23 protein-coding genes and 1 riboswitch are annotated in these 21,133 nt (G+C 72.5%); of the genes, 10 read left to right on the top strand and 13 right to left on the bottom strand.

All coding sequences use genetic code 11. The features are described from left to right. Positions 1 to 71: 71 nt before the first annotated feature. Both SCNRRL3882_RS31710 and SCNRRL3882_RS31705 read right to left on the bottom strand, forming a co-directional pair. Positions 72 to 260, bottom strand: coding sequence for a YbdD/YjiX family protein (locus SCNRRL3882_RS31710; RefSeq protein WP_029181023.1), 189 nt, complete (start codon positions 258 to 260; stop codon positions 72 to 74). Continuing rightward, positions 257 to 2,410: a carbon starvation CstA family protein gene (locus tag SCNRRL3882_RS31705; RefSeq protein ID WP_010037766.1), complete on the bottom strand. Its 2,154-nt coding sequence runs from the start codon at positions 2,408 to 2,410 to the stop codon at positions 257 to 259. Before SCNRRL3882_RS31705 ends, SCNRRL3882_RS31710 begins: the two co-directional genes overlap by 4 nt. A gap of 236 nt (positions 2,411 to 2,646) precedes the next feature. Here SCNRRL3882_RS31705 and SCNRRL3882_RS31700 point away from each other — a divergent pair, with 236 nt between their 5' ends. From SCNRRL3882_RS31700 to SCNRRL3882_RS31680, 5 genes are read left to right on the top strand one after another with little or no spacing between them, the layout of a single operon-like run. Beyond that, positions 2,647 to 4,194: a sodium:solute symporter family protein gene (locus SCNRRL3882_RS31700; protein WP_010037767.1), complete on the top strand. Its 1,548-nt coding sequence runs from the start codon at positions 2,647 to 2,649 to the stop codon at positions 4,192 to 4,194. Beyond that, complete coding sequence (locus tag SCNRRL3882_RS31695) at positions 4,191 to 4,820, top strand: sigma-70 family RNA polymerase sigma factor (RefSeq protein WP_010037768.1); 630 nt, start codon at positions 4,191 to 4,193, stop codon at positions 4,818 to 4,820. Before SCNRRL3882_RS31700 ends, SCNRRL3882_RS31695 begins: the two co-directional genes overlap by 4 nt. Beyond that, complete coding sequence (locus SCNRRL3882_RS31690; protein WP_010037770.1) at positions 4,817 to 5,149, top strand: hypothetical protein; 333 nt, start codon at positions 4,817 to 4,819, stop codon at positions 5,147 to 5,149. The genes SCNRRL3882_RS31695 and SCNRRL3882_RS31690 overlap by 4 nt, the downstream gene beginning before the upstream one ends. Positions 5,150 to 5,182: 33 nt before the next feature. Continuing rightward, positions 5,183 to 6,976 (top strand): glycoside hydrolase family 15 protein, encoded by a 1,794-nt coding sequence (locus SCNRRL3882_RS31685; protein WP_010037773.1) that lies wholly within the window; start codon positions 5,183 to 5,185, stop codon positions 6,974 to 6,976. Between the two features lie 5 nt (positions 6,977 to 6,981). Beyond that, entirely contained in the window at positions 6,982 to 7,737 is a 756-nt protein-coding gene (locus tag SCNRRL3882_RS31680) for an SDR family oxidoreductase (RefSeq protein WP_010037775.1), read from the top strand. Between the two features lie 20 nt (positions 7,738 to 7,757). Here the strand turns inward: SCNRRL3882_RS31680 and amaP are convergent, their stop codons facing one another. From amaP to SCNRRL3882_RS31655, 5 genes are read right to left on the bottom strand one after another with little or no spacing between them, the layout of a single operon-like run. After that, entirely contained in the window at positions 7,758 to 8,336 is a 579-nt protein-coding gene (gene amaP, locus SCNRRL3882_RS31675; RefSeq protein WP_010037777.1) for an alkaline shock response membrane anchor protein AmaP, read from the bottom strand. Positions 8,337 to 8,341: 5 nt separating this feature from the next. After that, complete coding sequence (locus tag SCNRRL3882_RS31670) at positions 8,342 to 9,037, bottom strand: DUF6286 domain-containing protein (RefSeq protein ID WP_010037779.1); 696 nt, start codon at positions 9,035 to 9,037, stop codon at positions 8,342 to 8,344. Further along, a complete protein-coding gene (locus SCNRRL3882_RS31665) occupies positions 9,034 to 9,414 on the bottom strand; it encodes a hypothetical protein (protein WP_102514889.1) in 381 nt (126 codons plus the stop codon). Before SCNRRL3882_RS31665 ends, SCNRRL3882_RS31670 begins: the two co-directional genes overlap by 4 nt. Further along, positions 9,411 to 9,593 (bottom strand): hypothetical protein, encoded by a 183-nt coding sequence (locus SCNRRL3882_RS31660; protein ID WP_010037781.1) that lies wholly within the window; start codon positions 9,591 to 9,593, stop codon positions 9,411 to 9,413. Before SCNRRL3882_RS31660 ends, SCNRRL3882_RS31665 begins: the two co-directional genes overlap by 4 nt. Before the next feature lie 46 nt (positions 9,594 to 9,639). After that, positions 9,640 to 10,113 carry an Asp23/Gls24 family envelope stress response protein gene (locus SCNRRL3882_RS31655; protein ID WP_010037783.1) on the bottom strand — a complete coding sequence of 158 codons (474 nt, stop codon included), beginning with the start codon at positions 10,111 to 10,113 and terminating at the stop codon, positions 9,640 to 9,642. 87 nt (positions 10,114 to 10,200) lie between these two features. Here SCNRRL3882_RS31655 and SCNRRL3882_RS31650 point away from each other — a divergent pair, with 87 nt between their 5' ends. Continuing rightward, complete coding sequence (locus SCNRRL3882_RS31650) at positions 10,201 to 10,917, top strand: hypothetical protein (RefSeq protein ID WP_010037785.1); 717 nt, start codon at positions 10,201 to 10,203, stop codon at positions 10,915 to 10,917. A 65-nt stretch (positions 10,918 to 10,982) separates the two neighbouring features. Here the strand turns inward: SCNRRL3882_RS31650 and SCNRRL3882_RS31645 are convergent, their stop codons facing one another. The 3 genes from SCNRRL3882_RS31645 to SCNRRL3882_RS31630 form a co-directional block, all read right to left on the bottom strand. Continuing rightward, positions 10,983 to 11,786, bottom strand: coding sequence for an enoyl-CoA hydratase/isomerase family protein (locus tag SCNRRL3882_RS31645; protein WP_010037787.1), 804 nt, complete (start codon positions 11,784 to 11,786; stop codon positions 10,983 to 10,985). A gap of 108 nt (positions 11,787 to 11,894) precedes the next feature. Further along, complete coding sequence (locus SCNRRL3882_RS31640) at positions 11,895 to 12,113, bottom strand: helix-turn-helix domain-containing protein (RefSeq protein ID WP_010037790.1); 219 nt, start codon at positions 12,111 to 12,113, stop codon at positions 11,895 to 11,897. Positions 12,114 to 12,447: 334 nt separating this feature from the next. Then, positions 12,448 to 14,046 carry an ABC-F family ATP-binding cassette domain-containing protein gene (locus tag SCNRRL3882_RS31630; protein WP_010037792.1) on the bottom strand — a complete coding sequence of 533 codons (1,599 nt, stop codon included), beginning with the start codon at positions 14,044 to 14,046 and terminating at the stop codon, positions 12,448 to 12,450. 200 nt (positions 14,047 to 14,246) lie between these two features. Here SCNRRL3882_RS31630 and SCNRRL3882_RS31625 point away from each other — a divergent pair, with 200 nt between their 5' ends. Continuing rightward, positions 14,247 to 14,660, top strand: coding sequence for a VOC family protein (locus SCNRRL3882_RS31625; RefSeq protein ID WP_010037794.1), 414 nt, complete (start codon positions 14,247 to 14,249; stop codon positions 14,658 to 14,660). 16 nt (positions 14,661 to 14,676) lie between these two features. On the opposite strand, the gene SCNRRL3882_RS31620 is transcribed toward SCNRRL3882_RS31625, so the two are convergent. From SCNRRL3882_RS31620 to SCNRRL3882_RS31610, 3 genes are all read right to left on the bottom strand, one after another. Continuing rightward, the gene (locus SCNRRL3882_RS31620) at positions 14,677 to 16,077 is read right to left on the bottom strand and encodes a hypothetical protein (RefSeq protein ID WP_173937315.1); all 1,401 of its coding nucleotides are present in this window, start codon (positions 16,075 to 16,077) and stop codon (positions 14,677 to 14,679) included. 222 nt (positions 16,078 to 16,299) lie between these two features. Then, positions 16,300 to 17,427, bottom strand: a complete 1,128-nt coding sequence (locus tag SCNRRL3882_RS31615) for an alpha/beta hydrolase family protein (RefSeq protein WP_010037797.1) — start codon at positions 17,425 to 17,427, stop codon at positions 16,300 to 16,302. A gap of 83 nt (positions 17,428 to 17,510) precedes the next feature. Continuing rightward, entirely contained in the window at positions 17,511 to 18,242 is a 732-nt protein-coding gene (locus tag SCNRRL3882_RS31610) for a class II aldolase/adducin family protein (RefSeq protein WP_029181025.1), read from the bottom strand. A 196-nt stretch (positions 18,243 to 18,438) separates the two neighbouring features. Here SCNRRL3882_RS31610 and SCNRRL3882_RS31605 point away from each other — a divergent pair, with 196 nt between their 5' ends. From SCNRRL3882_RS31605 to SCNRRL3882_RS31595, 3 genes are all read left to right on the top strand, one after another. Beyond that, a complete protein-coding gene (locus SCNRRL3882_RS31605; protein ID WP_010037801.1) occupies positions 18,439 to 19,191 on the top strand; it encodes a lysozyme in 753 nt (250 codons plus the stop codon). A 144-nt stretch (positions 19,192 to 19,335) separates the two neighbouring features. Further along, complete coding sequence (locus SCNRRL3882_RS31600; RefSeq protein WP_010037802.1) at positions 19,336 to 20,586, top strand: inorganic phosphate transporter; 1,251 nt, start codon at positions 19,336 to 19,338, stop codon at positions 20,584 to 20,586. Positions 20,587 to 20,620: 34 nt separating this feature from the next. Next, entirely contained in the window at positions 20,621 to 20,842 is a 222-nt protein-coding gene (locus SCNRRL3882_RS31595) for a hypothetical protein (RefSeq protein ID WP_010037803.1), read from the top strand. 188 nt (positions 20,843 to 21,030) lie between these two features. Beyond that, positions 21,031 to 21,104, top strand: a riboswitch (cobalamin riboswitch). The last annotated feature ends 29 nt before the right edge of the window (positions 21,105 to 21,133 follow it).

The raw sequence follows: 21,133 nt of genomic DNA, 5'->3' as shown, positions 1-21,133 counted from the left end.
GCCCCCGCGCGACCGACGGCCCCCGCGCGACCGTCCGGCCGCTCCGGCCCCGCCCGGTCGATCCGCCCGGGTCAGCAGCACCGCCCCTGCGGATTCGCCTCCCGGTGCGCCGTGCGCAGCACCTCGTACTCCCGCCTGGTCGGTACCGGAGCGAGCGGGTGCCGGTGGCGGTGGTGCTCGCAGTAGCGGTCGTACTCCGTCTCGCCGGTCAGCTCCCTCAGGTACCAGCGCACGGCCGACGCCCAGCGGGGGACTTTCACGAGCGGGCTCCGGCCAGGGGCTCGGCCGGCTCCGCCGGCACGTCGATGCGGGACTCGACGTACGGCGCCTCGGTGGTGGGCAGCGGGCCCGGGGCGCGGACCGCCCGTGCGCAGACCACCGCCGCGTTGACCAGCACCACGGCGACCAGCAGCAGGAACAGGGCGATCAGCACACCGTCGACCGTGGAGTTGGTGACCACGGTGTGCATGTCGGCGGGGGTCTTGGCGGGCGGCAGGACCTGACCGGCGTCGATGGCGTCGGCGTAGCGTGCGCGCTGGGCGAAGAAGCCGATCTTCGGGTCGGTGGAGAAGATCTTCTGCCAGCCCGCGGTGAAGGTGATCCCGACGACCCAGGCGAGCGGGACGCCGGTGACCCAGGCCCAGTGCAGCCGCCCCGACTTGATCAGGACGGTGGTGCAGACGGCCAGGGCGATCGCGGCGAGGAGCTGGTTGGCGATGCCGAAGAGCGGGAAGAGCTGGTTGATCCCGCCGAGCGGGTCGGTGGCGCCGGTGTAGAGGAAGTAGCCCCAGGCCGCCACGACGAGGGCGCTGCACAGCCAGATGCCCGGCTTCCAGTTGACCCGGCCGACGGGCTTCCACACGTTGCCGAGCATGTCCTGGAGCATGAACCGGCCGACCCGGGTGCCCGCGTCCACCGTGGTCAGGATGAACAACGCCTCGAACATGATCGCGAAGTGGTACCAGAAGGCCTTCATGGCCGTGCCGCCGAAGACTCCGGAGAAGATCTCCGACATGCCGACGGCCAGGGTCGGCGCACCGCCGGAGCGGGCGATCAGGGTCTGCTCCTCCACCGCCTTGGCGGCCTGGGTCAGCTGGTCGGGCGTGATGGTGAAGCCGAGGCCCGCGACCGCGTGCGACGCCGACTCGGCCGTCGTGCCGAGGAGCCCCGCCGGGGCGTTCATGGCGTAGTACAGGCCGGGTTCGAGGGTGGCCGCGGCGATCAGGGCCATGATCGCGACGAACGACTCCATCAGCATGGCCCCGTAGCCGATCATCCGGACCTCGGACTCCTTCCTGATCAGCTTCGGGGTGGTCCCCGAGGCGACCAGCGCGTGGAAGCCGGACAGCGCGCCGCAGGCGATGGTGATGAAGAGGAAGGGGAACAGCGCCCCGGCGAAGACGGGCCCGGCACCGGACCGCGCGAAGTCGCTCACCGCGTCCGCGCGCAGCACGGGGGCCGCGACGACGACGCCCACCGCGAGCAGGGCGATGGTGCCGATCTTCATGAAGGTGGAGAGGTAGTCGCGCGGGGCGAGCAGCATCCAGACCGGCAGGACGGAGGCGACGAAGCCGTAGCCGACCAGGCAGAAGACGAGGGTCGTGGGGCTGAGCGTGAAGGCGGACGCCAGCGAGGACTGCTGGATCCAGCTGCCGCCGACGATCGCGAGCAGCAGCAGCGCCACGCCGATCAGGCTGGTCTCGACGACCCGGCCCGGGCGGATGACGTGCAGCCAGAAGCCCATGAACAGGGCGATGGGGATGGTCATGGCGACGGAGAAGGTGCCCCAGGGGCTGTGCGCGAGCGCGTTGACGACGACCAGGGCCAGCACGCCCAGCAGGATGATCATGATGGCGAACACCGCGACGAGGGCGGCGGCCCCGCCGGCCCGGCCGATCTCGTCACGGGCCATCTGCCCGAGCGAGCGGCCGTCCCGCCGCATCGACAGGAACAGCACGACCATGTCCTGCACCGCGCCCGCGAAGATCACGCCCGCCACGATCCACAGGGTTCCGGGCAGGTAGCCCATCTGGGCCGCGAGCACCGGCCCCACCAGCGGCCCGGCGCCGGCGATGGCGGCGAAGTGGTGGCCGAGCAGCACCCGGCGGTCGGTGGGGTGGAAGTCGACACCGTCCTCCAGGCGTTCGGCCGGGGTGGCCCGGGTGTCGTCGGGCCGGAGTACGCGCCGCACGAGGAAGCGGGAGTAGAAGCGGTAGGCGATGGCGTACGAGCCGAGCGCGGCCACGACCAGCCAGACCGCGGAGATCCGCTCGCCCCGGGCGAGGGCGAGGACGCCCCAGGCGACCGCGCCGAGCAGGGAGACGGCGCTCCAGAGCAGGACCGACCGAAGGGACGTACGTGTCTTCTCGGGTGCGGGGCGATCGGTTTCGGGCAGGGCTGAGACAGGCATGGCGGCTCCTCACCGTGGCGGTGGTGGATGACAGCACTGAGGCGGGGACTCGTCCGGTCGCCGGTCTGTGACCTGCGCTCCTCTCCCGCTCGCTGTCGGTCTGTGCAAGAGTTGCGCTTCCGCCGGAAGTGGTTGACAGGGCATTTCCAGAAGATTTCCCGCCGATTTCTGTCCTCCGGACGGGGCGTCCGCGCAACTCTCGCGCGAGGGCACAGGCACACCAAGGACGGTGACCCATGGCTGACGGCGCCATGACCGCGACGTTCCTCGCCGTGATCGGCGGGGCGTCGCTGCTCGCGGTCACCGCACGGCGGCTGCGTCCGGTCGACCGGCTGCCCTCTCTGGAGGGCTGGGCGCTGGCCGACCGCGCCCTGGGTCCCGGATGGACCTGGCTGCTGCTCGGCGGCACGATCTTCACCGCGTACACCTTCACGGCCGTGCCGGGGCTCGCGTACGGCAACGGCGCGGCGGCCTTCTTCGCGGTGCCGTACACGGTGATCGTCAGCCCGCTCGCCTTCGTCCTGCTGAGCCGCCTGTGGAGCGTGGCCCGCCGGCACGGCTACATCACCGCCGCCGACTTCGTGCGGGGCCGGTACGGGTCGCCGCCGCTGGCCCTGGTGGTCGCGCTGACCGGGATCCTCGCGACGATGCCGTACCTGGCGCTGCAACTGCTGGGGATACGGGCGGTCCTGACAGCCGGGGGCGTCTATCCGCGCGGCGCGGCCGGGGACCTGGTGATGGTGGCGCTGTTCGCGGGGCTCGCGGTGGCCACGTACCGGCACGGGCTGCGGGCGCCCGCGGTCATCTCGGCGCTGAAGGCGGTGGCGGTGTTCGTCTCGCTCACGGCCGTGACCTGGCTGGTGCTGGAACGGTTCGGCGGTCCGGGCCCGGTCTTCGACGGGGCGGCGCGGCGGCTGGGCGGTCCGGCGCTGCTCCTCACTCCGGCGCAGCAGCCCGCCTACGCCACCCTCGCCCTCGGCTCCGCCCTCGCCCTGCTGATGTACCCGCACGTGCTCACCGCCGGTTTCGCCGCCGACGGGCCGCGGACCCTGCGCAAGGTCTCGGTGGCGCTGCCCGCCTGGACCGGGCTGCTGGCGCTGTTCGGGTTCCTCGGCATCGCCGCCCTCGCGGCGGGCGTGCGGGCTCCCCGCGGTGGTGCCGAGGCGGCCGTGCCGATGCTGGTGGACCGGCTGATGCCGGCCCCGCTGGCCGGGCTGGTGTTCGCGGCCATCGCCGTGGGCGCCCTGGTCCCGGCCGCCGTGATGTCGATCGCCGCGGCGACGGGTTTCGTGCGCAACGTGTACGTCGAGTACGTCCATCCCACGGCCACGCCCAAACGGCAGGTGCGCATCGCCAAGGCGGTGTCGCTCACCGCGAAGGTGGGGGCCGTGGCGTTCGTGTTCGGGCTGCGCGACCAGGACGCCGTCAACCTCCAGCTGCTCGGCGGCGTGTGGATACTGCAGGTCTTCCCGGCCGTCGCGGTCGGCCTGTTCACCGGGCGACTGCATCCGCGGGCACTGCTCGCCGGGTGGGCCGTGGGCATGGTGTCGGGGACGTACCTGGTGGTGCGTGAGGGGTTCTCCTCGATCGTGCCGCTGGGCACCGGTGCCCAGCCGCTGGAGATCTACGCCGGACTCGCCGCCCTGCTGCTCAACCTGACCGTCGCGGTGGCCGGCACCGCGGCGCTGACCCGCCTCGGCGTCCCGCGCGGCGCCGACACCACCGACCTGCCGTCCCGCCTGACCGTCCGGCGCCGCCCGGAGACGGGAGCCAACAACCCGTGAGACGCAGACAGAACTCCCCGACCGTCCCTCCGGCCGTCCCTCCGGCCGTGCCCGCGGCCGTGCCGCCGGCCGCGCCCCCGGCCGTGCCGCGGACCGCCGCCGAGCCCCTCGCCCCCGCGGTCGGCGATCCGGCCGACCTGGAGCGGGAGGCCGGCCTGGCCCGCCTCTTCGAGCTGCACTACTCGGCGATGCTGCGCCTGGCCGTCCTGCTCGGCGCCGACGATCCGGAGAACGTGGTGGCCGAGGCCTACTACCAGATCTACCGCAAGTGGCGCCGCCTGAGGGACGTGGCCGCGGCGGAGGCGTATCTGCGCTCCACCGTCTGCAATCTGACGCGGATGCGGATCCGTCACCTCCAGGTCGCCCGCAGGCACACCGAGAACCCGTCCGACGAGATGGTGGCCTCCGCGGAGAACACCGCGCTGCTGCGCGACGACCAGCGGGTGCTGATCGACGCGCTCCAGCAGTTGCCGGCGCGGCAGCGCGAGGCGCTGGTGCTGCGCCACTGGCTCGGGCTGAAGGAGAGTGAGATAGCCGCCGCGATGGGCATCTCCAGTGGTTCCGTCAAGACGCACACGGCGCGCGGTATCGCCGCCCTGACCCAGGCGATGGAGGCCCGGCGATGACGCATCGAGACGCGACTGAGTCGCGTGGCACCGGCCCCGACCGGACCGGCCACGACCGCACCGAGCGTGAGCTGCGCGAGGCACTTCAGGCACTGGCGGGCGGGGTGCTCCCCGACCCCGACGCGTACCGCACGGCACGGGGTGAGTGGCTGCGGCGCGAGCGCCGGCGGCGGCTCGTGCTGGCCGTGCTGATCGCGGTCGTCTTCACCCTGGCCACGCTGATCGGCCTGTGGGTGCTCAACCAGGCCCCGGCGCACCCCGGCGTCATCTTCTCCGGCGCCTCCTCACCCATTGCCGAGAGCATGTCACTCACCCGGCTCCACCCCTGATTGCCGGGGCCAGTTGCCGGGAACCCGCACCTCGTGCACCCGCGAATCGAGGACTACGCCCTCATCGGCGACGAACAGACCGCCGCCCTGGTCGGCACGGACGGATCCGTCGACTGGCTCTGCCTGCCCCGCTTCGACTCGGCCGCCTGCTTCGCCAAGCTGCTCGGCGACGAGGACAACGGCTTCTGGCGCATCGCCCCCGTGGGGGCGGACCGGTGCGCCCGGCGCGCCTACCGCCGCGACACCCTCGTCCTGGACACCGAGTGGGAGACCGAGCAGGGGACGGTCCGCGTCACCGACCTGATGCCGCAGCGCGACCAGGCCCCCGACCTCGTACGCGTCGTCGAGGGCCTGGACGGCGAGGTGACGCTCCACAGCGTGCTCAAGCTGCGCTTCGACTACGGCTCGATCGTCCCCTGGGTACGCCGGGCCGACGGCCACCGCGTCGCCGTCGCCGGCCCCGACTCCGCATGGCTGCGCAGCGAACCGGAGGTGCGCAGCTGGGGCGAGGACTTCGGAACGCACGCGGAGTTCACGGTCCGGAAGGGGGAGAAGGTCGCGTTCGTCCTCACCTGGCACCCCTCCCACGAGGAACGCCCGCCGCTCGTCGACCCGTACGAGTCGCTGCGCCACAGCGTCGAGGACTGGCGGGCCTGGGTGTCGCGCTGCCGCTACGACGGACCGTACCGGGACGCCGTCGTCCGCTCCCTGATCACCCTCAAGGCGCTCACCTACGCCCCGACCGGCGGCATCGTCGCGGCCGCCACCACCTCGCTGCCCGAGGAGCCGGGCGGGGTGCGCAACTGGGACTACCGCTACTGCTGGCTGCGCGACTCCACCCTCACCCTGGGCGCACTGCTGGCCGCGGGCTACCAGGAGGAGGCCGAGGCCTGGCGGAACTGGCTGCTGCGCGCGGTCGCGGGCGACCCCGCGGACCTTCAGATCATGTACGGCGTGGCCGGTGAGCGACGGCTGCCCGAGTTCGAACTGCCGTGGCTGTCCGGCTTCGCCGAGTCCACCCCCGTACGCATCGGGAACGACGCCGTGAACCAGCTCCAGCTGGACGTCTACGGCGAGGTCATGGACTCCCTGTCGCTGGCCCGCGACTCGGGCCTGTCCGCCCAGCCGGACGTGTGGGCGCTTCAGAGGGCCCTGATGGACTTCCTGCGCGACCACTGGCGGCAGCCGGACGAGGGGCTGTGGGAGGTGCGTGGCGGCCGGCGCCAGTTCGTGCACTCGAAGGTGATGGTGTGGGTCGCCGCCGACCGTGCCGTACGCACCCTGGAGCGCCATCCGGAGCTGGACGGCGACCTGGACGGCTGGCGCGCGCTGCGCGACGAGGTGCACCGCGAGGTGTGCGACAAGGGCTACGACCCGGGACGCAACACCTTCACGCAGTCCTACGGCTCGCGCGAACTCGACGCCGCGCTGCTGCTCATCCCGCGCGTCGGTTTCCTGCCGCCCGACGACCCACGGGTGATCGGCACCATCGACGCGGTCCGCGAGGAGCTGGACCACGGCGGCTTCCTGCGCCGCTACACCACCGACGACTCGGACGACGCGGCCGTCGACGGGCTGCCCGGCTCCGAGGGCGCCTTCCTGGTGTGCTCGTTCTGGCTCGCGGACGCCCTGCACATGACGGGCCGTACGAAGGAGGCCCGGGAGCTGTTCGAGCAGCTGGCGGGACTCGCCAACGACGTCGGCCTGCTGTCCGAGGAGTTCGACCCGGTGACCGGCCGGCAGCTCGGCAACGTCCCGCAGGCGTTCAGCCACATCGGCCTCGTGAACACCGCCCTCGCCCTGTTCGGGGAGGACGGGGCAGGATAGGGGCCATGGATCTTGGACTGAAGGACCGGGTGTACATCGTCACCGGGGCCACCCGCGGCCTCGGCAACGCCTCCGCGCGCGAGCTCGTCGCGGACGGGGCGAAGGTGGTCGTCTCGGGGCGGGACGAGAAGAGCGTCGCCGACGCGGCGGCCGCGCTGGGCCCGAACGCGGTCGGGGTGGCCGTCGACAACGCCGACCCCGAAGCGCCGGCCCGGCTGATCGGGGCCGCGCGGGAGCACTTCGGCCGCTTCGACGGCGTCCTCGTCAGCGTGGGCGGCCCGCCGGCCGGGTTCGTCGCCGACAACTCGGACGAGCAGTGGCAGACGGCGTTCGAGTCGGTGTTCCTGGGAGCGGTCCGGTTGGCTCGCGCCGCGTCGGCCGAGCTGGAGGCCGGGGGTGTCATCGGGTTCGTGCTGTCCGGGTCGGTGTACGAACCGATTCCGGGGCTGACGATCTCGAACGGGCTGCGGCCGGGGCTGGCCGGATTCGCCAAGTCGCTGTCCGACGAACTGGGGCCGCGGGGAGTCCGGGTGGTAGGTGTGCTGCCCGGGCGCATCGACACGGATCGCGTGCGCGAGCTGGACGCGCTGTCGGCGGACCCCGAGGCGACCAGGGCGGCGTCGGAGTCGCGCATTCCGCTGCGGCGGTACGGATCGCCCGAGGAGTTCGGGCGGGTGGCGGCGTTCCTGCTGTCTCCGGCGGCTTCTTATCTGACCGGGGTCATGGTGCCGGTGGACGGCGGAGCACGGCACGGGTTCTGAGCGCCGCTTCCGTCCGCGGGTCAGCTCACCCTCTCCGCACCGTGCTTGACACCCCGCAGCCGTACCTCCGCCGGCAGTGACGCGAGGCCCGCCGATGTCCTGGCGTGGGTCAGGGCGTCGGTCGTCAGGTCGTGCAGGGCCGTTCCCGGGTCCACGTGCGGTTCCAGTGCGAGCCGCACCCGGGCCTCGGGGGCGCTGCGGCGGCCCGTCAAGTGGGCGTGGGCCCGGTCGACGCCGTCGATCTGCGCCGCCTCCTGGGTGAGGACGTTCTCCAGGGCCCGGCCGCGCAGCAGGGCGCCCTCGCCGTCGCCGGTGTCCACGAGGACCTCGGCGAGGCGGCGCCGGCGGAGCACCGCGACCAGCCACCACAGGGCGAGCAGCAACAGAACGGCGAGTACGGCGATGACGGTCGGCCACCACCAGCCGCTGTCCCGCCAGCGGGTGCGCTCGGCGTCGCTCAGCAGCACGTCGTGGCGGCTGTCGTGGATCCACCACGAGGGCGCCGGAGCGCCGAGGCCGACGGCCAGTACCGAGCCGCCCAGCACCAGCAGGACGAGGCCGACGAGCCCCAGGAACACGCGGTTGACGACCCTGAGCATCGCTGTCACTCCTTCCTGCCGGGCCGCCGGACGCGCACCGACAGCGAGGGTGGCCGGGAGAGTCCCAGTCCGCGGATCGCGTCGGTGAGCACGGCGTCCAAGTCGGTTCGCACTTCGTCCAGTTCACGGAAGTGCGACACGGCGCGGGCGTCCGCCCGCCTCCGGCGCACCCGCACCCGCACCGACTGCACGCCGGCCACCTCCATGGCCCGGTCGCGCAACGCGGTCGCGGCGGCGTCCCGGTCCAGTCCGGCGCGTACGTCGGCGTGCGTACGCCGCATCGGGAGCACGTGCCGCAGGCCGGGCGTGGCCGCCAGGACCAGCAGCCAGAGCCCGAGGGCGGCGGCGACCCCGGCCCCGACGAGCACCCAGGTGTCGTCGAGGGGCCGTCCGGCGAGTTGCCGGGCGAGCTCCCGGCGCCAGCTCATGACGGGCCGGTCGGCGCGCACGGACACGATGTCGTAGAGGAACAGTCCGGCAAGTCCCAGGAGCAGCAGGGCGACGATGCCCGCCGGGACGCGGCGTGCCGACCAGAAGCGGCCTTCGCGGCCGCCGTCGCTCTCGGGTACGGGCGGCGTTCCGTTGCCGGCCGCCGGCGCGGACCGGTCGTCGCCGGTGCCGGTCTGCGACTTCTCGACGACGGGCAGCCGCTGTGTGGTGGCCTCGGGCTCGGGCGGTTCGGTGCCGCGGGGTTCGCTCATCGCGTCCTCCCCTGTGGCGTGCCGGTCCCGACGGCCAGGTGCAGCCGCTCCACCTGGACGACCTCCGGCACCTGCATTCCCACCAAGGCTCCCACCCGCTCGACGACTCGGCGACGCACCTGGCGGCAGCGCGCGCCGACGTCGCAGGGGTAGTCGAGTTCGACGTGGACCCGGACGTGCGCGATCTCGTGGTGGACCGCGACGGTGGCGGACGGCCGGGCGGCGCCGGGCGGGAGCGGCCCGACGGCCTCGCGGGCCGCCTGCGAGGCGATCTTCGCGACGACCCGGTCGGCGATCCGGGTGGCACCCCGCTCGCCCGGCGGGACGACGGTCAGGGGTCTGTCGAGCTCACCGGCCCCCGCGCTCACGGTCGTCACCGCCGCCGTTCACGGGAACGGAAGAAGTCGCCGAAGTCCATGTCCCCCTCCAGGAACCGGCCGACGACAAGGCCGACGGCGCCCAGCGCCGCCACCAGCAGGAAGGCGCCGAATCCGCCGAAATACCCGGCGAATGCCAGTGCCATGCCGGCGATCATGCCGACGACGGCCATGCTCATGCTGCGCTCCTCAGCTTCTCTGTCGCTGCGCTCGGTGGCAGGTGCCTCACTGGATCCGGCGCTCCGGTTCCTCTTCCTCCTCGTCCGGCAGCTTCACGTCGCTCACCGCGATGTTGACCTCGACGACCTCAAGGCCCGTCATCCGCTCGACGGCGGTGATGACGTTCTCCCGTACGTCCCGGGCCACATCGGCGATCGCCACGCCGTAGACGACCACGATCTCCAGGTCGAGGGCGGCCTGCACCTCGCCGACCTCGGCCTTCACACCGCGCGTCACCGACTTCGCGCCGCCGGGCACGCGGTCGCGCACGGCTCCGAAGGTGCGCGACAGGCCGCTGCCCATGGCGTGCACGCCGTCCACGTCGCGTGCGGCGAGTCCGGCGATCTTCTCCACGACGCCGTCGGCGATGGTCGTCCGCCCGCGGGATCCGGGGTCTCCCCCGCCGCGCTTGGCCAGCGGACTCCTGCGCGCCGCCGACGTTTCGGTCTCCCCGCCCCGGTTCTCGGTCATGTCAGTCATCGCCGTACGTCCTTTTCGGTCGTCGTCCTTCGACCACCGTAAGCACGGTTGCGTGGATACGCGCCTCTGATACGGCAGGCTGGAGGAATGACGGCCGACCGGTGGACGCAGGCAGTGAGACATCAGCTGGGCCTCGGCAGGCTCCTGCCGCTGGGTGACGCGCGGGACGGCGCGTGGATCGCCGAGCGGGCGGCCGAGGCGGTGCTACGGCACGCGGCGGGGGACGCTCCGGGTGTGCGCCTCGACGCGCTCCGTGTCGCGCTCGCCGATCCGGCGGACACCGGGAGCCCGGCCGTGCCGGCCCCGCCGAGCGGTCTGCCGCCCGGACCGCTGCGGGTGACGGCTCAGTTCGCCGCCACGGCCTCGCAGCCGCTCCCGACGACGGCGTCCCTGCTGCGGGCGACGCTGGCGACGGCCGCGACGCAGCGGCTCGGTCTGACGGTGACGGAGGTGGATCTGCGCGTGACCGGCCTGCTGGACGAGGAGACGGAACCGCCCGGGCCCGCCGCGCCGCTCCCCGAGCCGCCGCCCGCCGCGCAGGCCGGGGGCGACGACGAGGGTCGCGTCGCCGCCGCCGCGCTGAAGGTCCCGGGCGTGCTCCGGCTGACCGGCGCGCTGGGCCACCCCGTGCACATCGAGGAGCTCCCGGGGGACGCCGCGCTGGCGCACCGTCACATCCGGATCGAACTCGCGGTGCGCGAGGACCACCGGGCCCGGGACGTGGCGCGAGGCGTCCGCACAGCAGTGCGGACGTCACTGGCGGACCACCCGACGGTGGCGGTCCTGGTGAGCGGGATCGGCTGAGGGGCGGCAGCGGGGCATCGCGCAGCCGGCGGCAACTCCCCTGGCCATCCCCTGATCCGGCCGGTTCAGTCCCCGACGCCGGCGAGGTCCCGCAGGCGTCGGGCCTGGGCCTGGCGTTCCGCGCCGCGCTGGTCCTCGTAGGTGCGGTCCTGCGCGCCGCGCAGCAGTGCCTTGGTCTCGATGACCGCGTCGCGGGGCGCGGCGAGCACGGCCGATGCGAGGTCGCGGACCGTGTCGTCGAGTTGGCCGACGGGCACGGCCACATTGGCCAGCCCGGTGTTCACGGCCTCCTCGGCCGTGACGAAGCGCCCGGTCACGCAGATCTCCAGCGCGCGGGCGTATCCGACGAGTCCCACCAGCGGGTGCGTGCCCGTCAGGTCGGGCACGAGTCCGAGGCTGGTCTCGCGCATGGCGAACTGCACGTCGTCCGCGACGACGCGCAGATCGCAGGCGAGGGCGAGCTGGAAGCCCGCCCCGATGGCATGCCCCTGGACGGCGGCGACGGAGACGATGTCGCTGCGCCGCCACCAGGTGAACGCCTCCTGGTACTCGGCGATGGTCGCGTCCAGCTCGGCGTCGCTGCCACGCGCGAGGTCGATGAACGACGGTTCCCCGTCGAAGCCCTCGGGCGTGAACGCCTGCCGGTCGAGACCGGCCGAGAAGGACTTGCCCTCGGCCCGCAGCACCACGACGCGGACGGAGCCCGGCAGCTGCCGCCCGGCCTCGGTCAGCGCCCGCCACAGAGCGGGGCTCTGCGCGTTGCGCTTGGCCGGGTTGGTCAGCGTCACCGTGGCGATCGCGTCGTCGACGGTGAGCCGTACGCCGTCCTTGTCGAGTACGGGAACGAGGTCCTTGTCGGGCGAAGCCATGGGACGCCTCCGATGTGTGCGGTCAGCTAAGTGACTGCACAGTAACCACCCGGCCGATCAGCCGACCGACCGGGTGGCCACCATCGAAGCCGAGGGGCCACCCGGGGATCAGGCCGTGGCCTTCTTGCCCCGCGTCGCCCCGCCACGCCCTCGCAGCGTGACGCCCGACTCACTGAGCATGCGGTGCACGAAGCCATACGAGCGGCCGGTCTCCTCGGCCAACGCCCGGATGCTCGCACCGGCGTCGTACTTCTTCTTCAGGTCTGCCGCGAGCTTGTCGCGCGCGGCGCCGGTCACCCGGCTGCCCTTCTTCAGAGTCTCGGCCACCCGTGCCTCCTCATGGGAAGTGCGCTCTGGTCTCCTCATGATCACCCCTCCGGGCCTTGATGGCCACCCATTCGGCAAGGTCCGTGAGACAAGGTTGTGACGACGGGAGCGCGTCCCCACAAACGGAATACGGAATTCCGAAGTGTGGCGTCCGTACGGCCGAACGGATTCCCCCGGGAAACGCCAGGTCAGAAAGGCGTCGCGGCCGAGCCCGGAAGAATCGGGGCTCGGCCGCGAAATCGATGTAGGACACACCTCGGTACGAGGAGATCTCACACAGATGATGGATCACCGCTAGGCCGAATGATCCATACGCCGTTGATCACGTATTCGATCAAGCCAGGGCGACGAGATCCGCGTAGTCGGCGCCCCACAGGTCCTCGACGCCGTCCGGCAGCAGGATGATCCGCTCCGGCTGGAGCGCCTCGACGGCGCCCTCGTCGTGCGTGACGAGGACGACCGCGCCCTTGTACGTGCGCAGCGCGCCGAGGATCTCCTCGCGGCTGGCCGGGTCGAGGTTGTTGGTCGGCTCGTCGAGGAGCAACACGTTCGCCGAGGAGACCACCAGGGTGGCGAGCGCCAGGCGGGTCTTCTCGCCGCCGGAGAGGACACCGGCCGGCTTGTCGACGTCGTCACCGGAGAACAGGAACGAGCCGAGCACCTTGCGGACCTCGACGAGGTCCATGTCGGGCGCGGCGGAGCGCATGTTCTCCAGGACCGTGCGGTCGGGGTCGAGGGTCTCGTGCTCCTGCGCGTAGTAGCCGAGCTTCAGGCCGTGGCCGGGGACCACGGCACCCGTGTCGGGCTGCTCGACGCCGCCCAGCAGCCGCAGCAGGGTCGTCTTGCCTGCGCCGTTGAGGCCCAGGATGACGACACGGCTGCCCTTGTCGATGGCCAGGTCGACGTCGGTGAAGATCTCCAGCGAGCCGTACGACTTCGACAGGCCCTCGGCCATCAGCGGGGTCTTGCCGCAGGGGGCGGGCTCCGGGAAGCGCAGCTTGGCGACCTTGTCGGACTGGCGTACCGCCTCCAGGCCGGACAGCAGCTTGTCCGCGCGGCGGGCCATGTTCTGCGCGGCGACCGTCTTGGTGGCCTTGGCGCGCATCTTGTCGGCCTGCGAATGGAGCGCGGCGGCCTTCTTCTCGGCGTTGGCGCGCTCGCGCTTGCGCCGCTTCTCGTCGGCCTCGCGCTGCTGCTGGTAGAGCTTCCAGCCCATGTTGTAGATGTCGATCTGGGCACGGTTGGCGTCCAGGTAGAACACCTTGTTGACGACCGTCTCGACCAGGTCGACGTCGTGGGAGATCACGATGAAGCCGCCGCGGTAGGTCTTGAGGTAGTCGCGCAGCCAGATGATCGAGTCGGCGTCGAGGTGGTTGGTCGGCTCGTCGAGCAGCAGCGTGTCCGCGTCGGAGAACAGGATCCGGGCCAGCTCGATGCGGCGGCGCTGACCGCCGGAGAGCGTGTGCAGGGGCTGGCCGAGCACCCGGTCGGGCAGGTTCAGCGCGGCGGCGATGGTGGCGGCCTCGGCCTCGGCGGCGTACCCGCCCTTGGTGAGGAACTCCGTCTCCTGGCGCTCGTACTGCTTGAGGGCCTTCTCGCGGGTGGCGCCCTTGCCGCTGGCGATGCGCTGTTCGTTGTCGCGCATCTTGCGGATCAGCACGTCCAGGCCACGTGCGGAGAGGATGCGGTCGCGGGCGAGGATGTCGAGGTCGCCGGTGCGGGGGTCCTGCGGGAGGTAGCCGACCTCGCCGGAGCGGGTGATGGTGCCGCCGGCGGGCACGCCCTCGCCCGCGAGGCACTTGGTGAGGGTGGTCTTCCCCGCGCCGTTGCGGCCGACGAGGCCGATGCGGTCGCCCTTGGCGACGCGGAAGGTGGCGTTTTCGATGAGGACACGGGCACCGGCGCGCAGCTCGATACCGGAGGCGGAGATCACGGACAGACTCCAGGGCGGATACGGGGGCGGGATGGGCGGCTGAGGACGTTCCCGCCGTCTAATGCGCGAGGAGAAAGGCCATGGGGGACAGTCTAACGGGGCGGTGCAACCACTTTTTCTGCGTGCGGGTGTTCGGTTGGTCTCGCCGGGTCGGTGTCAGTGGTGGGTGCCAGACTGGGCAGCAGAAGGGAGTGGTCGGTATGGCAGACACGTCCGGCGGGCGTCCGAGCATCTACCCGACGCTGCTGTACGCCGACGCGAAGGCGGCGATCCGGCAGCTCACGGGGGCCTTCGGCTTCACGGAGCTGTCGGTGTTCGAGGGCGAGGACGGCGCGGTGATGCACGCCGAGCTGGTGCAGGGCAACGGCGCGGTGATGATCGGCAGCAAGGGCACGGGCAGCGTCTTCGACAAGGCGATGAAGGACGCGGGCACGACCGGGGTGTACGTCGTCGTGGACGACGTGGACGCGCACCACCGCCGCGCCGTGGACCACGGCGCGGAGATCCTGATGCCCCCGACGGACCAGGACTACGGCTCACGGGACTACATGGCCCGGGACCTCGAGGGCAATGTGTGGAGCTTCGGGACGTACGCGCCGGAGACGGCCGGGTGACGGCCCGGCCGGGTCCCTAGCTGCCGCCGGTGTGCACCTGGAAGGCGGCCCGGCGTACGGCCTTGGCCAGGGCCGGGTCGGGATGCGCCGCGGCGAGGGCGACCAGGACCTGCACGGTCCGCGGGTGGCCCACGGCGCGCACCTCGTCCAGCAGCATCGGGATGGTCGGCTGCACGGCGGACTCCAGGTGGCGGACGAGCAGCGGGGCCTCACCGTGGTCGGCGACGGCGGCTGCGGTGTCCACCCACAGCCAGGTCGCCTCCTCCCGGGTGAGGACCTCGTGGGCGTCCTCCGGGTCGGCCCCGTCGTGCTCGGCCAGCCACAGCAGCGCGTACGGCCTCAGCGTCGGCTCGTCCAGCACGGCGCGGACGTCCGGCTCCGCCGGGGCGCCGACCACGCGCAGCGCCTCGAAGGCGAGGCCGCGCAGCAGGGCGTCCTCCCCGCGGGCGGCGCCGAGGAGTTCGGTGACGGCGCTGCCGACGGGGCGGGCGGCGAGCCAGGCGCGGTACTCGGCGCGGGCCGCGTTCGGGCGCAGCTGGGCGCAGCCGCGGAGCATGTCCTCGGCGGCCTGCTCGATGTTCCCGGCGGGGCTCTGCGCGGCGACGCAGATCTGCTCCAGCTTGACCCAGACGGCCCAGCTGCCGAGCGGGGTGAGCGTGGCCTGGCCGTCGCCGTAGGTGAGGGCGCCGACGGAGGCGAGGGCGCGCAGGGCCCAGTCGAGGAGCGGGGCGAGCGGGGCGTCGGTGGGCTCCGGGTCGGCCGGCGGCTCGGGCTGCGGGCCGTAGGGGATCTCGCAGCGTGCGGTGCGCAGCTCGGTGACGCGCTGCTCCAGGAGATCGAGGAGCTGCTCCACGGGGACGGGGCCGGCGGACAGCTGGAGGAAGGACAGCGCCTGCGGCATGGCCGAGACGACCTCGGCGACGGCGGCGGGCTCGTGATCCTCGGGTTCCGGATAGGCGAGCGACCAGGCGTCGAAGAGGGCGACCCAGCCGCGCAGGACGGCACTGTCGTCGCGGTCCCAGGCGCGCAGCCGCCAGCCGGGGCGGGCGCTGTCGCCGTGCACCTCGACGAGACCGGCGAGCCGGGCGGTGTCCCAGTCGGCTCTGACCTGATCCGGGGTCAGGCCCAGCTCGCGGGCGGCCCGTTCGGCGGTCGCTGCGGAGAGGGTGGCCTTGCCGTCGGCGGTGGCACTGCCCCGGCCGGGGCCCAGCTCGGTGTCGGCCCAGCGGGCGACGCGGGCCGCGTCGGCCAGACCTGAGCGTGCCATTCTGGCCAGCTCCGCCGGGGCCGGGGTGCCCTCCGGGGGCCGCGGTGCGGGTCGGCGCGAGCGCCGCTGGTTCATCGCTTGGGGGGCGGCGGCCAGGGGTCGCGGGCGGACGAGTCGAAGCCTGGAGTCGCGCGGGATACGGGACGTCACGGGGGCAGTCTTCCGGTTGACGGTCCGAAAACCCAAACGGAATGTCACGGCGGGCGACGGGGATGGCCAACGCACGGGGTCCCGCGAGCGGTCGAGGGCCGCAAACAGGCCAGTGGTACGACGCTAAACGGAATCATCACGACCGGTCGGTGGGGAACGGGTCGGAACGTGGTTGCGACGGGGCGAAGGGGGCGTGAACGGGGGGTGCGTGACGTGTAGGGGTCACATGAGAGGGGTCAGGAAGCGGCGCAGGGCCTCCTCGTAGCCTTGCGGGTCGGCGTTCCACATCGCTCCGTGGGGCGCGTTGCCGACGGTGCGGAAGGCGACGAGGTCGGGGCGCGCGCCGGCGAGCCGGCGGGAGAGCTGCCAGGGGGCCACCGTGTCGTCCGGTCCGTGGAGGACGAGCGACGGGACCCGGAGCCCGGCGGCGAGGGCCGCGCCCGGGACGCGGTCGCCGTAGAGGCCGGTGCGGCCCTGTGCGGCGCGGACCGCCAGGGGCAGCAGCACGCCCGGGGTGCGGCGGGCCGCGGCGAGGGCGCGCAGGGTGGCCTCCCAGCTGAGCACCGGGGAGTCCAGGACGAGCCCGGAGACGCGGTCGCTCAGTTCCGAGTGCGCGGCGGCGCGCAGGGCCATGGTGGCGCCGGTGGACCAGCCGTGCAGGACGACCTGCCGGGCGCCGTGGCGCACGGCGTACCGGATCGCCGCGTCGAGGTCGCGCCACTCGGTCTCGCCGAGGTGGCTCAGGCCGTCGGGCGGGCGGGGCGCGCCCAGGTCGCCACGGTAGGCGAGGGCGAGCACCGGGAAGTGGTTGCTGTGCAGGAACCCCAAGACGTTCATGGCGAGTTCCCGGGTGGTGCCGAGGCCGTGCACGGCGATCACCCAGGTGTCCCGGGCGCCGGGGACGAACCACGCGGGCAGGGCGCCGAGTTCGCCGGGTATGTCGACGTCGTCGTGTTCGATGCCGAGGGCGGCGCTCGGGTTGCCGACGTACACGTTCGGGGTGAGCCAGGCCTTGTCGCCGGGTTTCAGGGTGCCGTGGGTGACCCGCTCCAGGCGGCGTACGACGGTGTCGGCGGGATGCGGGGTGTCGGCCAGGACGGGGCCGACGACCGCGTGGGAGCCGTTGCCGGACAGGCCGTAGCGGCCGGGCCGCAGGGCGGCCAGGTCGCGGGTGAGGCTGATCTGCCCCGCGGCGGTGCCGTGCACGGTGAGCCGGGGTTCGGTGGGCAGGGGCCGGCCGGGAGGCGCCTTGAGCGCGGCGTCACTGGCGAACCGTCCGGCGGCCACGGCGGCAGCTCCGGCTCCGATCAGGGCGGTGACGGCAGCGGCCGTCGCTCTGGCGGTGCGCACGACTCCAGTGTCCCGGCCGACCCGGCGACGGACCAGTGGGAGGCAGCGGCGGGGTGACGGGGGCGGGCGGCCGGGGCGGATGGTCAGCGCTGCTGGCCGTAGCCCCGTAGCTGTTTCTCCACCTCCGCCAGTTGCTCGCCCGACAGCAGGCTCGGGGACAGGCCCGGCACCGATGTGGCGGTCAGCCACAGGCGGCACATCCATTCCAGCTGGGCGGTGCGGTCGTAGGCCTGGTCCAGGGAGGCGCCATGGGTGACGGTGCCGTGGTTCTGGAGGAGGCAGCCGGAGCGGCCGTCGAGGGCGCGGAGCATGTTTTCGGCCAACTCGTCGGTGCCGTACGTGGCATACGGGGCGACCCGGATGGGCCCGCCGAGCGCGGCGGCCATGTAGTGGATCAGCGGCAGCTCGCTCACGAGCGTCGAGACGGCCGTCGCGTGCACGGCGTGGGTGTGGACGACGGCACGGGCGCCGGTCGTGCGGTAGACCGCGAGGTGCATGGGCAGCTCGCTGGTCGGGACGAGCGTGCCGAGGACCTGCCGGCCGTCGAGCCCGACGCCGGTCACGTCGTCCGGCCCGAGCCGGTCGTAGGGGACGCCCGAAGGCGTGACCAGGACGGTGTCCCCGACGCGCACCGAGACGTTCCCGGACGTGCCGACGACGAGGCCGTCGGAGACGGTCCGGCGGGCCGTCGTGACGAGTTCCTCCCAGGCGCGCGCCTCCTCGGGGCGCACCCCCCTCCGCCGCGACTCCCCCGCATCCTGCCCGATGCCCCGGACGTCTCCCGTGCCCCGCCCGTCACCTCGCTGCTCAGCCATGCGGCGATCCTGCCAGGCGATCCCCCAACGCGCCGCCGGGCGGGGGCACTTTAGGCCGGACGCCGCGCCTCCGTAAGGGCACATACCCGCATATGTGCCCCAGAGTTCTCTCTTGGCTGGAGATCTTCGGATATCCAATGATCTTCCAATACCCTCTGGGGGATTTGCCGTGCACGTCGCCATTCCGGGGGGAATCATGGCCCGTGACCGCACACCGTCCCGACGCCGCGGCCGGTGGCTCGCCGTGTACGCGGCGGCACTCGTGATGGGAGGCACCGCCCTCGCCGAGGCTCCCGCCTCGGGGGCGAGCCGTCCCAAGGGACACGACGTCTCGTCGCACCAGAAGGACATCGACTGGCACGACGCGAAGGCGAAGGGCGCCAGGTTCGTCTACGTCAAGGCGACGGAGTCCACCAGCTACCGCAACCCCTACTTCGGCCGGCAGTACGACGGATCGCGCACGGCGGGTCTCGTCCGCGGCGCCTACCACTTCGCGATACCCGACCGGTCGTCGGGCCAGGCGCAGGCGGCGCATTTCGTACGCAATGGCGGCGGCTGGACCGCCGACGGCTGGACGCTGCCGCCCGCGCTCGACATCGAGTACAACCCGTACGACAAGAAGCACAAGTGCTACGGCCTGAGCAAGGCGAGGATGGTCGGCTGGATCAGGTCGTTCAGCGACGAGGTCGAGCGGCTCACCGGCCGCCGTCCGGTGATCTACACGACCACCCACTGGTGGAACACCTGCACGGGCAGCAGCCGCGCCTTCGCCGCCGACCACCCCTTGTGGATCGCCCGTTACAACGCCGCGAGCGCGGGTACCCTGCCGGCCGGCTGGTCCTCGTGGACCTTCTGGCAGTACGACAACGACTCCGGGAGCCTTCCGGGGGATCAGAACCTCTTCGACGGATCACTCCATCGACTGAAACAGTTCGCGCGCGGCGCCTAACCCCTGGGGCGCGGGGAGCCTGGCAGCGGGGCGGAACACCACCCCTCGCATGCGGACACCCCTGCGCCCCTCCCAGTTCATCTTCCGTTCACTCGGGTTACCTACGTTCGACGGGCCAACGACCTCGAACGATTGCCTGGGTAAATGGAAAGCTTCTCGCTGATCCTCGCGATTGTGGTGGTAACCGCACTCGCGTTCGATTTCACGAACGGTTTCCACGACACCGCGAACGCGATGGCCACGACCATTTCCACGGGCGCCATGAGGCCCAAGGTCGCCGTCGCCATGTCCGCCGTCCTCAACCTGGTCGGCGCCTTCCTGTCCGTGGAAGTCGCCAACACGATCTCCAAAGGCCTCGTCGACGAGGCCGGCATCCGTCCCGAGGTCATCTTCGCCGCCCTGGTCGGCGCGATCCTCTGGAACCTGCTGACCTGGCTGGTCGGCCTGCCGTCCAGCTCCTCGCACGCCCTGATGGGCGGCCTGATCGGCGCCACGATCGCCTCGGCGGGCGTCGGCGCGGTGCACGGTGACGTCCTGGTCACCAAGGTGCTGATCCCGGCGATCGCCGCCCCGGTGGTCGCGGGCATCGCGGCACTGCTCGCCACACGGCTGACGTACTCCCTCGGCAGGAAGGCCGACGGCAAGGCCTCCGAGAAGGGCTACCGGGCCGGCCAGATCGCCTCCGCGGGCCTGGTCTCGCTGGCCCACGGCACCAACGACGCCCAGAAGACGATGGGTGTCATCACCCTCGCCCTGGTCGCCGGCGGTGCCGTCGCCCCCGACTCCGACCCGCCCATGTGGGTCATCCTCTCGGCGGGTCTCGCCATCGCTCTCGGCACGTACCTGGGTGGCTGGCGCATCATTCGCACCATGGGCAAGGGCCTGACCGACCTCCAGCCGCAGCAGGGCTTCGCCGCCCAGACCAGCGCGGCCACGGTCATCCTGGCCTCCTCGCACATCGGTTTCTCCCTCTCCACCACCCACTCCGTGTCCGGCTCGGTGATGGGCGCGGGGCTCGGCCGCAAGGGCGGTGTCGTCCGCTGGTCGACGGCGACGCGGATGTTCGTCGCGTGGGGTCTGACCCTGCCGGCGGCGGCCCTGGTGGGCGCGCTCGCCGAGTACGTCACCGGCTTCGGCAGCTGGGGCACCGCGGTGGTGGCCGTCTTCCTCGTCGCCTCCAGTGCGGCGATCTGGAAGATCTCGCGGCGTGAGGTCGTCGACCACACCAACGTCAACGACGCCGACGAGGCGGAGCCGGCCGGTGTGGTGACCACGGCGATGGCCGCGGTGACGCCGCCGCCCGCGGGTGGCCCGGCCACGGACGTGCCGAGCGCCACGATCCCGGCGCCGGCCCCGGCCGACCGCGAGCCCTCCACCACGACCACCCCGGTCTGATCCCGCCCACTCGGTTACAAGGAGAACCTCTGCCATGAAGATCGACTGGGCGGCCCTCGGCTCCGTCTTCGGCGTCAGCCTCGTGGTCACCGTGGCCCTGGTGGGCCTGTTCACCCTCGGCATCACCGGCCTGTCCCGCCGCGAGCGGGCGGCCGCGGAGGGCGGGTCCGCGGGGCTCGCGGTGACGGGTGCGTACGCGTGCTTCGCAGCGTGTGCGGCGGCCGTGGGATACGGCATCTATCTGATCGTGGCCTGATCGCGATCGACTCCGCCGGGCGGTACGGGACTTGGGTCCCGTACCGCCCGGTGCCGTGTTGGCGGGGGTGACCAACTCGGCGCCACAGCGGCGGTGTGGGCTTCTCCACACTCTCCCCTCGCAGGTCAACGGCAAGTTGACGGCTGAACCCGGCCGTGGTGGACTGCCGGGGCCAGTACGGCGGCAGGAGAGGAAGCCGGTGCGAGTCCGGCGCGGTCCCGCCACTGTCACCGGGGTAGCAATCCCCGGGAGCCAGGAACTCTCACCGCCGGTCTAGTCGAACCAGGGCGT

It is taken from the genome of Streptomyces chartreusis NRRL 3882 (assembly GCF_900236475.1).
GTDB classification, from domain to species: domain Bacteria; phylum Actinomycetota; class Actinomycetes; order Streptomycetales; family Streptomycetaceae; genus Streptomyces; species Streptomyces chartreusis_D.
This window is presented reverse-complemented; position numbering and strand designations above follow the sequence as displayed.

What these genes read in the sequence shown, in the direction of transcription:
- SCNRRL3882_RS31705 (WP_010037766.1), bottom strand. Translation starts at nt 2,410, where the DNA reads ATGCCTGTCTCAGCCCTGCCCGAAACCGATCGCCCCGCACCCGAGAAG.
- SCNRRL3882_RS31700 (WP_010037767.1), top strand. Translation starts at nt 2,647, where the DNA reads ATGGCTGACGGCGCCATGACCGCGACGTTCCTCGCCGTGATCGGCGGG.
- SCNRRL3882_RS31690 (WP_010037770.1), top strand. Translation starts at nt 4,817, where the DNA reads ATGACGCATCGAGACGCGACTGAGTCGCGTGGCACCGGCCCCGACCGG.
- SCNRRL3882_RS31680 (WP_010037775.1), top strand. Translation starts at nt 6,982, where the DNA reads ATGGATCTTGGACTGAAGGACCGGGTGTACATCGTCACCGGGGCCACC.
- amaP (WP_010037777.1), bottom strand. Translation starts at nt 8,336, where the DNA reads ATGCTCAGGGTCGTCAACCGCGTGTTCCTGGGGCTCGTCGGCCTCGTC.
- SCNRRL3882_RS31670 (WP_010037779.1), bottom strand. Translation starts at nt 9,037, where the DNA reads ATGAGCGAACCCCGCGGCACCGAACCGCCCGAGCCCGAGGCCACCACA.
- SCNRRL3882_RS31660 (WP_010037781.1), bottom strand. Translation starts at nt 9,593, where the DNA reads ATGAGCATGGCCGTCGTCGGCATGATCGCCGGCATGGCACTGGCATTC.
- SCNRRL3882_RS31655 (WP_010037783.1), bottom strand. Translation starts at nt 10,113, where the DNA reads ATGACTGACATGACCGAGAACCGGGGCGGGGAGACCGAAACGTCGGCG.
- SCNRRL3882_RS31650 (WP_010037785.1), top strand. Translation starts at nt 10,201, where the DNA reads ATGACGGCCGACCGGTGGACGCAGGCAGTGAGACATCAGCTGGGCCTC.
- SCNRRL3882_RS31645 (WP_010037787.1), bottom strand. Translation starts at nt 11,786, where the DNA reads ATGGCTTCGCCCGACAAGGACCTCGTTCCCGTACTCGACAAGGACGGC.
- SCNRRL3882_RS31625 (WP_010037794.1), top strand. Translation starts at nt 14,247, where the DNA reads ATGGCAGACACGTCCGGCGGGCGTCCGAGCATCTACCCGACGCTGCTG.
- SCNRRL3882_RS31610 (WP_029181025.1), bottom strand. Translation starts at nt 18,242, where the DNA reads ATGGCTGAGCAGCGAGGTGACGGGCGGGGCACGGGAGACGTCCGGGGC.
- SCNRRL3882_RS31605 (WP_010037801.1), top strand. Translation starts at nt 18,439, where the DNA reads ATGGCCCGTGACCGCACACCGTCCCGACGCCGCGGCCGGTGGCTCGCC.
- SCNRRL3882_RS31600 (WP_010037802.1), top strand. Translation starts at nt 19,336, where the DNA reads ATGGAAAGCTTCTCGCTGATCCTCGCGATTGTGGTGGTAACCGCACTC.
- SCNRRL3882_RS31595 (WP_010037803.1), top strand. Translation starts at nt 20,621, where the DNA reads ATGAAGATCGACTGGGCGGCCCTCGGCTCCGTCTTCGGCGTCAGCCTC.